This window comes from Pseudonocardia sp., from assembly GCF_025965585.1.
GTDB lineage: Bacteria > Actinomycetota > Actinomycetes > Mycobacteriales > Pseudonocardiaceae > Pseudonocardia.
This window is the reverse complement of sequence record NZ_JAOPWR010000506.1, coordinates 1-13,114: the sequence shown is the minus strand read 5'-3', so window position 1 is coordinate 13,114 and position 13,114 is coordinate 1. Positions and strand designations below refer to the sequence as shown.

Here is a 13,114-nt window from a genome sequence, read left to right as displayed (position 1 = left end):
GCGTGGTAGAGGTCCGGCTTGCCCGGCCACACGGTGGGCGAGTGCCGGTTGTGGCGGTCGAGCTGGTGCACCCAGGAGCCGCGCTCGCGGTCGACGTGGAACTCCTCGATGAACGCCCAGAAGCGGTCGGCGTGCGCGGCGTGGCGGGGATCGCCGGCGACGGCGTGCAGAGCGGCGGCCGCGGCGGCACCCTCCGCCGCCACCCACCACATGCGGTCGTGCACGACGGGCTGCCCGGACCAGTCGGTGGTGTAGACGAAACCGTCGGCGCCGTCGGCGGCCCAGCCGTCGGTGACCGCACGGTCGTAGAGCGCCGCCGCGGCCGGGCGCAGCCACGCCGGCGCCCCGGGCCCGAGGGCGGCCTCGAGGTGCAGCAGGAGGCGTGACCACTCCAGGCCGTGGCCGATCGTGGCGCCGTAGGGCTGGAACGGGTCGTCCGGGCGGTCGCGGTGGTGCTCGGGCATCGGCTCCCACGCCGGCGTGAAGTGCTCGGGGAGGCGCCAGCCGAACGCCCGGCCCCAACGCTCGACGCCCGTCGCGGCGATCCGGAGCGCGCGTTCCCGCCAGCGGGGGTCGTCGGTGGCGTCGGCCGCGGCGAGCAGCGCCTCGACGGTGTGCATGTTGGCGTTGAGGCCGCGGTAGTCGTCGCGACGGGCCCAGGTGCCGTCGAACAGGTCGCACACCATGCCGGCGTCGGGCTCCCAGAACCGCTCGTGCGCCGTCAGCGCGTCCCGCAGCAGGGCGGGGCCCGCCGGGTGCCCGGCAACGGTGGCCGTCGACGCCGCGAGCAGCACGAACGCGTGGTCGTAGGCCGCCTTCGCGTCCGACACCGACGACGCCCGCCAGCCACCGTGCTCGGCATCGCGCAGCGGTCCGGCGAGCGCGGCGAGCAGCGCGTCGGCGAGCGGCTCCGAGCTCGCGATCCCCGCCATCGCGGCCAGCGCGTGGACGTGGGCCATGCGCGCCGTGGAGTAGACGAGGACGGGCCGGTCGAGCAGCGGCTCGCCGTCGTCGTCGAGCCAGGCCGCGCCACCGTCGGGGTGCACCACGTCCGGCCCGAAGGAGACGAGCCGCCGGAACTCCGCGTCGAGATCCATCACGTCGCCACCCTGCCCGCCGGACGCCCCCCGGTCCACCACCGCCACCTCGCAGCGCGTCGGGGTGTCCTCGCGGCACGCCGACGCGCGGCGAGGACGCGCGACGGCTGCGAGATCGGGAGGGACCGGCACGCACGGCCCCGGGCCGCCGAACCCGGCGGGCGTGGCGCTCCTCGTTCCGGCGGTGCAGCAGCTACGGGCGGGCGCCGGCCCCGTTTCCTGCTGCAGCGGCAGATGCGGCCGCGGGTCAGTCGGTCAGATCGAGGGCCGCGCGGACCAGGCTGTCGGCGTCGAGGCCGTGGTGGCGGTAGACGTCGTCCAGGTCGCCGGACTGCCCGAACGCCGAGACCCCCAGGTGCGCCGCGCGGACCTGGTTGATCCCGGCCAGGAACGCCAACGTGTGCGGGTGCCCGTCGAGCACCGTCACCATCGGGGCCGCCCGCCGCGCGGGGAAGGCGGCGTCGAGCACCCAGCTCTCGCCCGAGCCTCGCCCCGACCGGGCCTGCAGCGCCTCGAACACCAGCCCCGCGCTCGTCACGCACACCACGTCGGCCTCGACGCCCTGCGCAATGAGCCGGTCGGCGGCGGCCAGTGCCTCGGGCACCACCGCGCCCATCGCCGCGATGGTCACCGCGGGCGTCCCCGCGGCCCGGCGCAATGGGTAGGCGCCGGCCACCACCTGACGGCGACGGCGCTCGCGCGCGGCCGGGTCGGCGGGCACGGCGGCGAGGGTCTGGTCCACGGGCCGGGTCGACAGCCGCAGGTAGGCGGAGCTGCCTCCCGCGCGGCCGAGCTTGGCCAGCGAAGCGAGCAGCGTCCACTCGACGTCGATCGCGAACGCGGGGTCGTAGGACACGCAGCCGGGCTGCTCGAGCCCGACCGAGGGCGTGGTGATCGACTGGTGCGCCCCGCCCTCCGGCGCCAGCGACACCCCGGACGGGGTGCCGACGAGGATCGACTGCCCGCCCGCGTAGATCCCGAACGACCACGGCTCCAGCGCCCGTTCGACGAACGGGTCGTACATGACGCCGATGGGCAGCAGCGGCTCGCCCCACCGGCTCCACGTGGCGCCCAGCTCACCGAGCAGCCCGACGAGGTTGGTCTCGGCGATGCCCAGCTCCAGGTGCTGGCCGGTGGGACGCTCGCGCCAGTGCAGGATCGTCTCGGGGTCGTCGGCGAACCAGTCCACGCGCTCCGCGGCCGACCACACACCGACCTTGTTGACCCAGCCGCCGAGGTTCGTCGACGACGAGACGTCCGGGCACAGCGTCACCACGCGGCGCGCGGCCTCCGGCGACTCGCGGGTGAGGTCGAGCAACGCCCGGCCCAGCGCGGCCTGCGTGGTGGCCGTGCCCGACGGCGTACGGCCGATGTCGACGGGCAGCGACGGTGTGACCGGCGCGGGCACGGGCTCGCGGCGCAGCCGCGCACCCACCTCGGCGCACAGCGCGGCCGCGGGCGAGCCATCGGGGAACGGCGCCCAGGGGTCGTCCACCGAGCAGCCGACCCGCTCCCCCAGCTCCTGCATCTGCTCGTGGGTGAGCAGCGAGGAGTGGTTCTGCGGGTGGCCCTCGCTGGCCAGGCCGTAGCCCTTCACCGTGTAGGCGAAGATCACCGTGGGGCGGGTGTCGTCGATCGCGCGGAACGCGTCGCCGACGGCGGCGAGGTCGTGGCCGCCGAGGTTGCGGATCGCCGCGTGCAGCGTCGCGTCGTCCAGCCCGGCAACCAGCTCCGCGAGCTCCGGGTCGTCCCCGGGAAGGCGTTCGCGCTGCTGGGCGGGGGTGCAGCGGAGCAGCCGCTGGTACTCCGGGTTGGGCATCTCGTCGATGCGACGGCGCAGCGCGTCCCCGCCGGGGCGGGTGAACAGCTCCTCGAGGATGCGGCCGTACTTGACCGTGAGCACCTGCCAGCCCGCCGCCTCGAACATCCCCTGCAGGCGGGTGGCGCCGATGTTGGGGACGACGCGGTCGAGCGACTGCCGGTTGAGGTCGACGATCCACACGACCTCGCCGAGCTCACCCACCATGGGGTCGAGGATCGCCTCCCAGCACGCGCCTTCGTCCAGCTCCGCGTCGCCGACCAGGGAATACTGGCGCCCCACCCCCACCTCGGGCCTGATCGACGAGACGTAGCGGCGGGCCAGCGCGCCCCAGATCGGGGCGGTCGCACCGATGCCGACCGAGCCGGTGGAGTAGTCGACGGGATCGGGGTCCTTCGAGCGCGAGGGGTAGCTCTGCAGCCCCTTGTACGCGCGCAGCGTCTCCAGGTAGGGGGTGTCCAGCTCGCCGAGCAGGTGGTTGATCGCGTGCAGCACGGGCGAGGCGTGCGGCTTCACCGACACCCGGTCCTCCGGGCGCAGGTGCTCGAACCACAGCTCCGTCATGATCGACACCAGCGACGCCGACGACGCCTGGTGCCCGCCGACCTTCAGGCCGCCCGGGTTGGGCCGCACCCGGTTCGCGTGGTGCACGATCGCCGTGGACAGCCACAGCACGCGCTGCTCCACCTCGCGCAGGACCTCGTCCGACGCCGCCGTTGCGGCCCGCTCCTGGATGCCCGTCACCGTTGCTCGACCTCCCATGTTGACGCACAACTGCACCACCACAAGGATGACTGCACAACCGAAGGCACATGCGCCGAGCAGAGTGCTCAGTTCTGGCGGATCCGTTGGGTGGGAAGGCGGGCAGAGTGCGCAACGACGAGGTGGACGCCACCGACGCCCGCCTGCTGCTGGCGCTCGGCGAGAGCCCACGGGCGTCGGTGCTCGGGCTCGCCGAGCAGCTGGGGCTCTCGCGCAACACCGTGCAGGCCCGGCTGGCCGGGCTGGAGGCGCGCGGCGTGCTCGGCTCGTTCGAACGGCGGATCGACCCGGCCGCGCTGGGCTACCCGCTCACCGCGTTCGTCACGGTGCAGGTGGTTCAGCGGATGCTCGCCGAGGTCGCCGCCGCGCTCGACGAGGTGCCCGAGGTGGTGGAAGTGCTCGGCATCTCCGGACAGACCGACCTGCTCGTGCAGGTCGTCGCCCGTGACGCCGACGACCTCTACCGCATCTCCGGTCAGCTGCTGGGCACCGAGGGCGTCGAGCGGACGTCCACGTCGCTGGTGATGCGGCGGCTCGTGGAGCACCGGCTGGCCCCGCTGCTCGAACGGATCGCCGGCCCGCGGCAGGCGTGATCGGGTCGGCCCGCAGGGCCGAGGTCCGCACGCCGGTTCGCCCTCCCAGGGTGTAGTGACTCCCCACCGGACGGTGGAGGGTCGTACCGTCACCGGCACCCGATCACGTGGAGGTACCCCGTGTCGCACCGCCTGGACGTCACCGTGACCGCGCCGCACCCGGTCGGGGGCTGAGCGCCGTGGCGCCCCCGCCGCTGCCGCCCGAGGTCGAGGAGATGCTGCGACGCCCCAACCCGGCGGTGATCGCCACGCTGCGGGCCGACGGCGCGCCGGTCACCGTCGCGACGTGGTACCTGTACAAGGACGGGCAGATCATCGTGAACATGGACGCGGGGCGGCGACGCCTCGCGCACGTCCGGCGCGACCCACGGGTCTCGCTCACGATCCTCGACGACAACGACTGGGGCACCCACGTCAGCGTGCAGGGGCGCATCACGCTCAGCGACGACCCGAACCTGGCCTCGATCGACGAGATCGCCCGGCACTACACCGGACAGGCGTACCCGATACGGGACCGGGAGCGGGTCGTGGGCGTGGTAGAGATCCAGACCTGGCACGGGTGGGGACGTTTCGCGAGCTTGTCCTGACCGGCACGACCGGGTCCGTCCACCCCCGCGAACGCTCACCGCGCCCTCTCCGACTCCGCCGGTGCAGCGGTCCCGACGCGCCCGGATAGCGTGCGGGCCGTGACCGATCTGCTCCCCTCCACCGCCCGTACCCTGCTCGCCCGCACCGCCCGCGCCCAGCGTGACGGCCGGGTCCCCTCCCTGGTCGCGGCCGTCGTCCGCGACGGAGAGCTGGTCTGGTCGGCCGGCCGCGGCGCCGTGGCCGAGCCGCACACCCACGTCCAGTACCGGCTGGGGTCGATCTCCAAGACCGTCACCGCGATCACCGTGATGCGGCTGCGCGACGAAGGCGCGGTCGACCTCGACGATCCCCTCGAGAAGCACCTCCCCGGCACCCCACTCGGCGACCGCACACTGGGACAGCTGCTCTCGCACCTCGCCGGGGCGGGGTCGGAGAGCCCCGGACTGTGGTGGGAGCGCACCCCGGGCACGACGTTGGAGGGGCTCGTGCTCTCCGACGCCGATGTCGTGCTGCCCGCGGCGCGCCGCTTCCACTACTCCAACCTCGGGTTCGGGCTGCTCGGCGAGCTGGTCGCCCGGATCCGCGGACGCGCGTGGGCCGACGTCGCCCGCGACGAGGTGCTGCTGCCGCTGGGCATGGCGCGCACGACGCCGCGGCCGTCCGGCGCCGCCGCACAGGGCACGGCCGTGCACCCCTGGGCCGACGTGGTGATGGCCGAACCCGAGCACCACGCCGTCGCCATGGCCCCGGCCGGGCAGCTCTGGGCCACGGCCACCGACCTGGGCCGCCTCGGGTCGTTCCTGCTCGGGGACACCGGCGACGTGCTCTCTCCCGACACCGTCGAGGAGATGACGCTGCCCGCGGGCATCGACTCCGCCAGCCCGGGCTGGTCGTCCTACGGCCTCGGCGTGCAGGTGCAGCGGGTGGACGGCGTCACGCTCGTCGGCCACGGCGGCTCCATGCCCGGCTTCCTCGCCGGGCTCTGGGCCGACCGCGAGGACGGCACCGCCGCGCTCGCCCTGGGCAACACCACCACCGGCATGGACGGCGGGCTGCCCGCCGGGTTGCTGGCCGACGTCCGCGCCGCGGAGCCGAGGATCGTCGACGCGTGGGCCCCGAGCCCGTCGCCGGTGCCGCTGGACCTGCTCGGGCCGTGGTTCTGGGGACCGTCGCCGTACGTGCTGCGGGCGATCCCGGGCGGAATGTTGCACCTCGGCGGGCTGGGGCGGCCCGGTCGCTCGTCGCGGTTCGTCGCACGTCCCGACGGCACCTGGGTGGGCCTGGACGGCTACTTCGCGGGCGAGACGCTGCGGCTGGACCCGGTGGCGCTGAACCTGGCCACCTTCGTCTTCACCCGCACCCCGTACGACCCCGCGGCGCCCGTGCCCGGCGGGGTGGACGGCGCGGGCTGGCACGCATGACGACCTCGTTGCGGTCGTCCGCCTCCGTTCGACGACGAGCGGGAGGCGGGCGGACGGTGTCGGGGGCGATCGGCCCCGCCCGCCGTACCGCGGAGGGAACGGCCGGGCCGGACCGGCGCCGCGACACGGTGCCCACGAGCCCGCCGCCGGCGTGATCGTCGTCTGTGGTCAGGACGGGCCGCATCCGGCCGCCCCTGCCCACACGCGGTGATCACGGTGACCCCCTGGGCCGCCCGCGTCAGACCTCCAGCACGACCTTGCCGGTGACCTGCCGCTCGTCGATCCGCGTCAGCGCGTCACCCGCCCGCTCCAACGGGAAGGTGGCGCTGATCAGGGGGTCCAGGGCTCCGTTGCGCAGGTGCGGCTCCAGCTCGGCCCACTGCGTGCCGAGGTAGCCGGGGCGGGCCATGGCGAAGGCGCCCCAGCCGACGCCGACGACGTCGATGTTGTTGAGCAGCAACCGGTTCACCTTCACGGTGGGGATGTCGCCCGCGGTGAAGCCGATCACGAGCAGCCTGCCCTCGGGGGCGAGGCAGCGCAGCGAGTCGGTGAAGCGGTCGCCGCCGACGGGGTCCACCACGATGTCGACGGGCCCGAGCGCCTTCACGGCGTCGCGGAACCCGTCGACGAGCACCGTGTCGTGCGCCCCCGCCGCCCGTGCGACCTCCGCCTTGGCATCGGTGGACACCACCGCGACCACGTGCGCGCCCACCGCGGCCGCCAGCTGGACGCAGGCCGTGCCGACGCCGCCCGCGGCCCCCTGCACGAGCACGCGCTGGCCCTTGCGCAGGTGACCGCGCACCAGCAGGGCGAAGTGGGCGGTCAGGTAGTTCATCGGGAGGCAGGCGCCCGCGGCGAAACCGACCTCGTCGGGCAGCGGCAGGACGTGGTCGGCGGACACCGCCACCACCTCGGCGAACGCGCCGGTACCGGGGAAGCCGGCCACGCGGTCACCAGGCTTCAGCGGCGAGCCCTCGGGCGCCTCGCGGACGACGCCCGCGATCTCCGAGCCGAGCGTGAACGGCATGTCGGGCCTGTACTGGTACTGCCCCTTGCTCTGCAGCACGTCGGGGAAGTTGACACCCGCCGCGCGGACGTCGACCAGCACCTGGTCGGGCTGCCGCACCGGTTCGGGCACCTCCCGCACCTGCACCGCCGCCGGCCCGTCCAACGCCACCACCTGCACCGCGCGCACGCGTCGATCCCTTCGTCGAGGACTGCTCGACGCAGGTATACCCGGTCAGGCGGGCACGCCGTCGCCGTAGTGGGCGTGCACGGCCTCCAGGTGCGGGGGGTGGCTCAGCTCGTCGACGAGGGCCACCAGCCAGCCGTCGACGCGCTGCTGGACGCGCTCCAGGCCGTCGAGCTGGCAGGCCAGGTCGAGAGCGCGGTCACCGCTCGGCACGTCGCCGCCCTCGAGCACCTCCTCCAGCTCGCTTCGCACGCGTTCGATGCGCGTGCGGCAGCCGTCGGAGGTCTGGACGTGGGCCAGCAGCTTCGCGCGCTGCTCGGCGTCGGCGGTGTCGGGCACGGAGGCGACGAGCTGCTGGAGCCGGTGTGGGTGCACGGCGTCCCCTTTGTTGTGATCGTGGTTACGTGATCGCACTCACGTCTACCGTAGGCGGGCGGCGATCGACTTGGAAGGCCCCCTGCCCTACGGTCCGGGGACGCCGGACGTTCACCTGCGACTCCTCCGGTCGAGCCCATGTCGCGCCCGGCCGACACCGCCCTGTTCCTCCGCGCGTTCGCGCGCGACCCGCTGCACACCGCGGCCGTCGTGCCCAGCTCTCCGGCACTCGCCTCCGCGGCCGACCTGCGCACCTCGCCGAGGTCGTCAGCGGTCGGACGGTGTGGCGCACCATCCCGCCCGCGTCGTGCACCAGGCCCGGCAGCCGATCCCGTGCTGACCGGACGGCGGTATCCCGCATACCCCGCTCTCGGCTACTTTCCGTGATCCGCGGACGGGATCTCGGGGGCCGGGCGTTCCGCGGACCGGTCGGACGAGGTGGGGTGGGCGCGCCATGGCGTGGTGGACCCGGAACGGCGGACCGCGGACCGACGAGGAGCTGAAGCCGACGACCTCACGAAGGTCCACACGCCCGGGTGTCCGGCGTCCGACCTGGTACCCCTCTGGTCGCCCCGGGTGAGCACATCAGCGAGGTGGGCGATCACCCCCTCCCCCTCGTTCGGGAGGATCCGGCGGCTGAGAAGGTGGGCCCAGTGCGACTCGTGTTCGGCCCCGATGACATGGACGGTTACTCGTCTGTCCGCGATCGGCTGCGCCTGCACATCGTGGCCCGTGCCCGCCGGCAGGGCCGGGAGGTGGAGCCCTCGCTCGTCGCGGCGGCGCTGGACCACAAGCACGGCGTCGACGGCAGGCTCGGCCACTGGACGCGCGCGCACGTCGCCGAGGCGCTGGCTGTGTGGTTCCCCCGCACCGTCGCCCTCCTGGAGGACGACCGTGACACCGTCCCCGCCGCACTGCACGCGCTGATCGGCTTCCTCGCCGAGAACGACTGGCTGGACTCTCGCTCCGACACGCCCGAGGAGCTGCACGCCCAGATCGAGGACTCCACGCCCGCCCTGCACGACGCGCTGGACGACGAGCGCAACCACGACCTCGGCACGTTCTGGGCGGTGCAGATGCTGCGCCACGGCGTGCCGACCGCCGACCCGTCGGCCGTCGCCCTGTTCCTCAAGCGCGTGGACGCGGGCGAGGTGGAGGTCGACCGCTCCGCGCTGGCCGAGATCATCCGCAGGCAGGCCGCGGAGACCCCCGAGCCGGTGTCCGTGCCGCTGCCGCCCGTGCTGCTCCCGGGCGCGGCGACGATGCTGGTCGCCGCCGACTCCAGCGTCGCGCTCGCCCGGCTGCGCGCGTTCACCCGCTGGGTGCGGGCCGGCCGCGCGCTGACCCGCGACGGCAGGCTGCTCCTCGGCGACGCGTGCGCCGTGGCCGACGCGCTGGACCTCGACCACTTCTCCCGCGACCGCGCCCGCACCGCCGACGACCTCCCGGAGATCACGCTGCTGCTGGCATGGGCGCGGCAGGCCCGGCTGGTGCGCGTGGTGCACGGGCGGCTGGTGCAGGTGCGCAGCGCCGCGCCGCTGCTGTCGCGCCCCATCGAGATGTGGCGCCGCGCGTTCGAGGCGGTCGGCGGCATCGGCGAGCACTTCGGCGGGTCCAACGTGTTCGGTGCGCCGTCGCTGTTCGGGATGAGCCTGGGTGAGGCGTTCCCGATGCTGCTGCACCAGCTCTACGCCGCGGGTGGCGACGCGATCCCCGTCGAGATGTTCCACCGCGCCGTGCGCGACGAGGTGAACCAGCGGATGGGTTGCGTCGTCGACGACCTCGCGGGCGACGTCGAGCAGCGGCTGTGGCGCCGTGACGTCACCGCGCTGCTCGACGCGCTGGAGCTGCTCGGCGCAGTGCACCTCGAGGAGAGCCTCGACGGCGAGAACCACGCCGAGCTCGCCGAGCTGGCCGGGCGCGACGACCCGGACCCGACGCTGGTCGCGCTCACCCCGCTCGGGCTGTGGGCGGTGCACGAGATGCTCACCGAGCAGGGCGTGCACGCCCCTCTCGTCGGGGAGTTCGCCGACGAGGACATCGAGTACGTCGTCGTGCGGTGCGCCGCGCTGCGCACCGCCGTCGCCGAGGCGGAGCTCACCGCGTGGGTGGAGTTCCGCAACCGGCGCAGCGCGGCGCAGGAGATCCTGCGCTACCTGCAGCGGGCCGAGGAGCCCGTGCACCGCGAGCTCGCGCTGTTCGCGCTCGCGCGCACCGGCACCCCCGGTCGCGAGGTGGCACGGCAGCGGCGCTCGGTGACCGCCGGGTACCGCGCCGCCGCCGCCGGCGCCCAGCCGCGTGTCGAGTGCGACGTGCGCACCCGCCCCTGATGGGGGACGGGTTTCATCACATCTGTTGAAAACGGCCCCGCGCAGGTCACGTTCAGGGCTCCACCACCGACTACCACTGTGGACGAACACTTTCGTCCGCGAGCGCCGAGGAGAGTACGTGTTCGAGCCGGGTGGCGCACCCAAGCAATGGTCGGTGCCCGCGCAGCGCGACGCGCCTCCGACGACGTTCCCGATACCCCTTCCCGCGCCGGTCACGGCGCCCCGGGACGGCCACCACGACTGGGGAGCCGTGGTGGCCGTCCTCGCGGTCATGATCGCGTTGGCGGGTCTGGCCGGTCCGGGCACCTCGGTGGCCGACCTCGACCGCGCTCCGGCGGGGGTCGCCTCGCTCCGGTGAGCCCGCGGGCTCAGCCCAGCGCCGCGGCCACCACCTGCTGCGCCTCCTCCTGGATCTGCGCGAGGTGCTCGGGCCCGTGGAAGCTCTCCGCGTACACCTTGTAGACGTCCTCGGTGCCCGACGGACGCGCGGCGAACCAGCCGCCGTCGGTCGTGACCTTCAGCCCGCCGAGCGCCGCGCCGTTGCCGGGGGCCTCGGTCAGCCGGGCCGTGATCTTCTCCCCCGCCAGCTCCTCCGCCGTCACGTCCGACGCCGACAGCCTGCCCAGCTTCGCCTTCGCCTCGGGCGTGGTGGCCACGTCGATGCGCGCGTAGGCGGGGGCGCCGAACTTCTCGGTGAGCGCGGCGTAGCGCTGCGACGGGCTCTCGCCGGTGACGGCCAGCATCTCCGACGCCAGCAGCGCCAGGATGATGCCGTCCTTGTCGGTGCTCCATGCGCCGCCGTCGCGCCGCAGGAACGACGCGCCCGCGCTCTCCTCGCCGCCGAAGCCGAGCGAGCCGTCGAGCAGCCCGGGCACGAACCACTTGAACCCGACCGGGGTCTCGACGAGCGTCCGGCCCAGGTCCGCGGCCACCCGGTCGATCATCGACGAGCTGACGGCCGTCTTCCCGATGCCGGCGCCCGCAGGCCAGCCGGGCCGGTTCGCGTAGAGGTAGCCGATGGCGACGGCGAGGAAGTGGTTGGGGTTCATCAGCCCGGCGTCGGAGGTGACGATGCCGTGGCGGTCGGAGTCGGCGTCGTTGCCCGTGGAGATCGGGTAGCGGTGCTTGCCGGCCACCAGCGACGCCATCGCGTAGGGCGACGAGCAGTCCATGCGGATCTTGCCGTCCCAATCGAGAGTCATGAACCCGAACTGCGGGTCGACGTCCGGGTTGACGACGGTCAGGTCGATGCCGTGCCGCTCGGCGATGGCACCCCAGTAGGCCACGCTCGCGCCACCGAGCGGGTCGGCGCCGATGCGGATGCCGGCGTTCCTGATCGCGTCGAGGTCGACGACGCTCGGCAGGTCCGACACGTACTCGCCGAGGAAGTCGTAGCGGCCGAGCGCCCCGCGATCCAGCGACCGGCGCTTCACTCCGTCCAGCTTCGACGCCAGCAGCTCGTTGGCCCTGTTCGCGATCCAGCTCGTGGCGTCGGTGTCGGCGGGGCCGCCGTGGGGGGGGTTGTACTTGAAGCCGCCGTCGGCGGGCGGGTTGTGCGACGGCGTGACGACGACGCCGTCGGCCGGCCCGGACGTGCGGCCGCGGTTGTACTGCAGGATCGCGTGCGACACCGCCGGGGTCGGCGTGTAGCCGTCGGCGGCGTCGACGAGCACGTGCACGTCGTTGGCCGCGAACACCTCGCACGCCGTGACCCATGCGGGCTCCGAGAGCGCGTGCGTGTCGCGCCCGATGTAGAGCGGGCCGTCGGTGCCCTGCGCGGCGCGGTACTCGACGATCGCCTGGCTGGTGGCGGCGATGTGGTCGTCGTTGAACGTGGCGGAGAACGAGGAGCCGCGATGCCCCGAGGTCCCGAACGCCACCCGCTGGCTCTTCTCGGCCGGGTCGGGGTGCAGATCGTGGTAGGCGGCGAGGAGCTTCTCGACGTCCACGAGGTCGCCCGGCTGGGCGGGGGTTCCGGCACGGGGATCGGTCGACATCGGCGTCTCCTGGGAATGGTCGAGCAGTACGGGACCCAGCCTGCCGTGGATCAGGCCAGCCGGTCCAGCGCTGCGGCCGGGTCGGTCCAGACGTGGGCGTCCCAGCCGTGCGCGCGGGCCGCCGCGACGTTGTCGGCCCGGTCGTCGAAGAACACCACGTCCTGCGGCGCCGTTCCGTAGACGGCGTCGGCGCGGGTGTAGATCGCCGGGTCGGGCTTGGCGAGTGCCTCGTCGGCGGAGAACACGAAGTGGCCGATCAGGGAGCTCCACGGGGCCGTCCGGACGGCCGCCGCGAGCGGTGCAGGGGCGTTGGACAGGACCGCGAGCCGGACCCCGTCGGACGCCAGGCCGTCGAGCAGGGCGGCGCTGTGCGCGGGCAGCGTCGACCATTTCGCGGAGTCCAGGTGCTCCAGCCGCCGGAGCAGGGCGGGCTCGGGGTCGCGGCCCAGCGCGGTGACCACGGCCGTCCAGTAGACGTCGGACGGGCCGCCAAGGTCGTACGCCGCGCGGGCGGGCCAGTATGCCGCGGCCAGCTCCTCGTCGGCGACGCCCAGCTCCGCGGCGAGCAGTGGCAGCACGCCCGTGGACGGCACGAGGACCTCGCCGAGATCGAACACGACCGTCCGTGAGCGCTCCACGGGGTGACGGTACCGCCGCGGAGGGAGATCAGGGGAGATCCACAGGTTCCTCCCAGAGATCGGGCGCACCCTGGAGCCACGCCCCACTCCGCAGGAGGTCCGCCGTGCGCCCGGCCACCCGACCCGCCCCGTCCCCACACCGCCCTGCCACGGGATCGGCCAGCGACCGCGGGAGACGCCGGCACGCCGCCGACGCCGTGGCCGTGAAGGCCGGGCCGGACGGGCTGGGCGTCGCCGTGGCGGACGGGGTCGGGGACTCCGCGGCGGCCGCCGTCGCCGCCCGCGCCGCCGCCGACGCGGCC

Annotated in this window: 11 protein-coding genes and 1 pseudogene; 6 read left to right on the top strand and 6 right to left on the bottom strand. The window is 74.2% G+C overall.

What is annotated here, in order from left to right:
- On the bottom strand, window positions 1–1,229 hold a 1,229-nt coding region (locus tag JWR81_RS30860; RefSeq protein ID WP_297660987.1), incomplete at its 3' end, for an AGE family epimerase/isomerase.
- Window positions 1,230–1,344: 115 nt separating this feature from the next.
- Window positions 1,345–3,651 (bottom strand): pyruvate dehydrogenase, encoded by a 2,307-nt coding sequence (locus tag JWR81_RS30855; protein ID WP_297660989.1) that lies wholly within the window; start codon window positions 3,649–3,651, stop codon window positions 1,345–1,347.
- A 134-nt stretch (window positions 3,652–3,785) separates the two neighbouring features.
- On the opposite strand from JWR81_RS30855, the gene JWR81_RS30850 reads away from it, so the two are divergent.
- The 3 genes from JWR81_RS30850 to JWR81_RS30840 all read left to right on the top strand — a co-directional run bounded on the left by JWR81_RS30850 (window position 3,786) and on the right by JWR81_RS30840 (window position 6,280).
- Window positions 3,786–4,271 (top strand): Lrp/AsnC family transcriptional regulator, encoded by a 486-nt coding sequence (locus JWR81_RS30850; protein ID WP_297660985.1) that lies wholly within the window; start codon window positions 3,786–3,788, stop codon window positions 4,269–4,271.
- Between the two features lie 179 nt (window positions 4,272–4,450).
- Window positions 4,451–4,858 (top strand): PPOX class F420-dependent oxidoreductase, encoded by a 408-nt coding sequence (locus JWR81_RS30845; protein WP_297660983.1) that lies wholly within the window; start codon window positions 4,451–4,453, stop codon window positions 4,856–4,858.
- Window positions 4,859–4,957: 99 nt separating this feature from the next.
- The gene (locus tag JWR81_RS30840; protein WP_297660981.1) at window positions 4,958–6,280 is read left to right on the top strand and encodes a serine hydrolase; all 1,323 of its coding nucleotides are present in this window, start codon (window positions 4,958–4,960) and stop codon (window positions 6,278–6,280) included.
- A gap of 238 nt (window positions 6,281–6,518) precedes the next feature.
- Here the strand turns inward: JWR81_RS30840 and JWR81_RS30835 are convergent, their stop codons facing one another.
- Window positions 6,519–7,475 carry an NADPH:quinone oxidoreductase family protein gene (locus JWR81_RS30835; RefSeq protein ID WP_297660979.1) on the bottom strand — a complete coding sequence of 319 codons (957 nt, stop codon included), beginning with the start codon at window positions 7,473–7,475 and terminating at the stop codon, window positions 6,519–6,521.
- A gap of 45 nt (window positions 7,476–7,520) precedes the next feature.
- Complete coding sequence (locus JWR81_RS30830; protein ID WP_297660976.1) at window positions 7,521–7,847, bottom strand: hypothetical protein; 327 nt, start codon at window positions 7,845–7,847, stop codon at window positions 7,521–7,523.
- A 653-nt stretch (window positions 7,848–8,500) separates the two neighbouring features.
- Between JWR81_RS30830 and JWR81_RS30825 the strand changes: the two genes are divergently transcribed.
- Window positions 8,501–10,177 (top strand): hypothetical protein, encoded by a 1,677-nt coding sequence (locus JWR81_RS30825; protein ID WP_297660975.1) that lies wholly within the window; start codon window positions 8,501–8,503, stop codon window positions 10,175–10,177.
- A 118-nt stretch (window positions 10,178–10,295) separates the two neighbouring features.
- Window positions 10,296–10,535, top strand: coding sequence for a hypothetical protein (locus tag JWR81_RS30820; protein WP_297660973.1), 240 nt, complete (start codon window positions 10,296–10,298; stop codon window positions 10,533–10,535).
- Between the two features lie 10 nt (window positions 10,536–10,545).
- Here JWR81_RS30820 and pgm read toward each other — a convergent pair whose 3' ends face one another.
- Window positions 10,546–12,174, bottom strand: coding sequence for a phosphoglucomutase (alpha-D-glucose-1,6-bisphosphate-dependent) (pgm, locus tag JWR81_RS30815; protein ID WP_297660972.1), 1,629 nt, complete (start codon window positions 12,172–12,174; stop codon window positions 10,546–10,548).
- 50 nt (window positions 12,175–12,224) lie between these two features.
- A complete protein-coding gene (locus JWR81_RS30810; RefSeq protein ID WP_297660969.1) occupies window positions 12,225–12,812 on the bottom strand; it encodes an HAD-IA family hydrolase in 588 nt (195 codons plus the stop codon).
- Window positions 12,813–12,916: 104 nt separating this feature from the next.
- Here JWR81_RS30810 and JWR81_RS30805 point away from each other — a divergent pair.
- A pseudogene (locus JWR81_RS30805) lies at window positions 12,917–13,114 on the top strand (serine/threonine protein phosphatase); the annotation flags it as partial.

Coding starts and splice junctions, on each gene's coding strand:
- pgm (WP_297660972.1), bottom strand. CDS start 12,174: ATGTCGACCGATCCCCGTGCCGGAACCCCCGCCCAGCCGGGCGACCTC.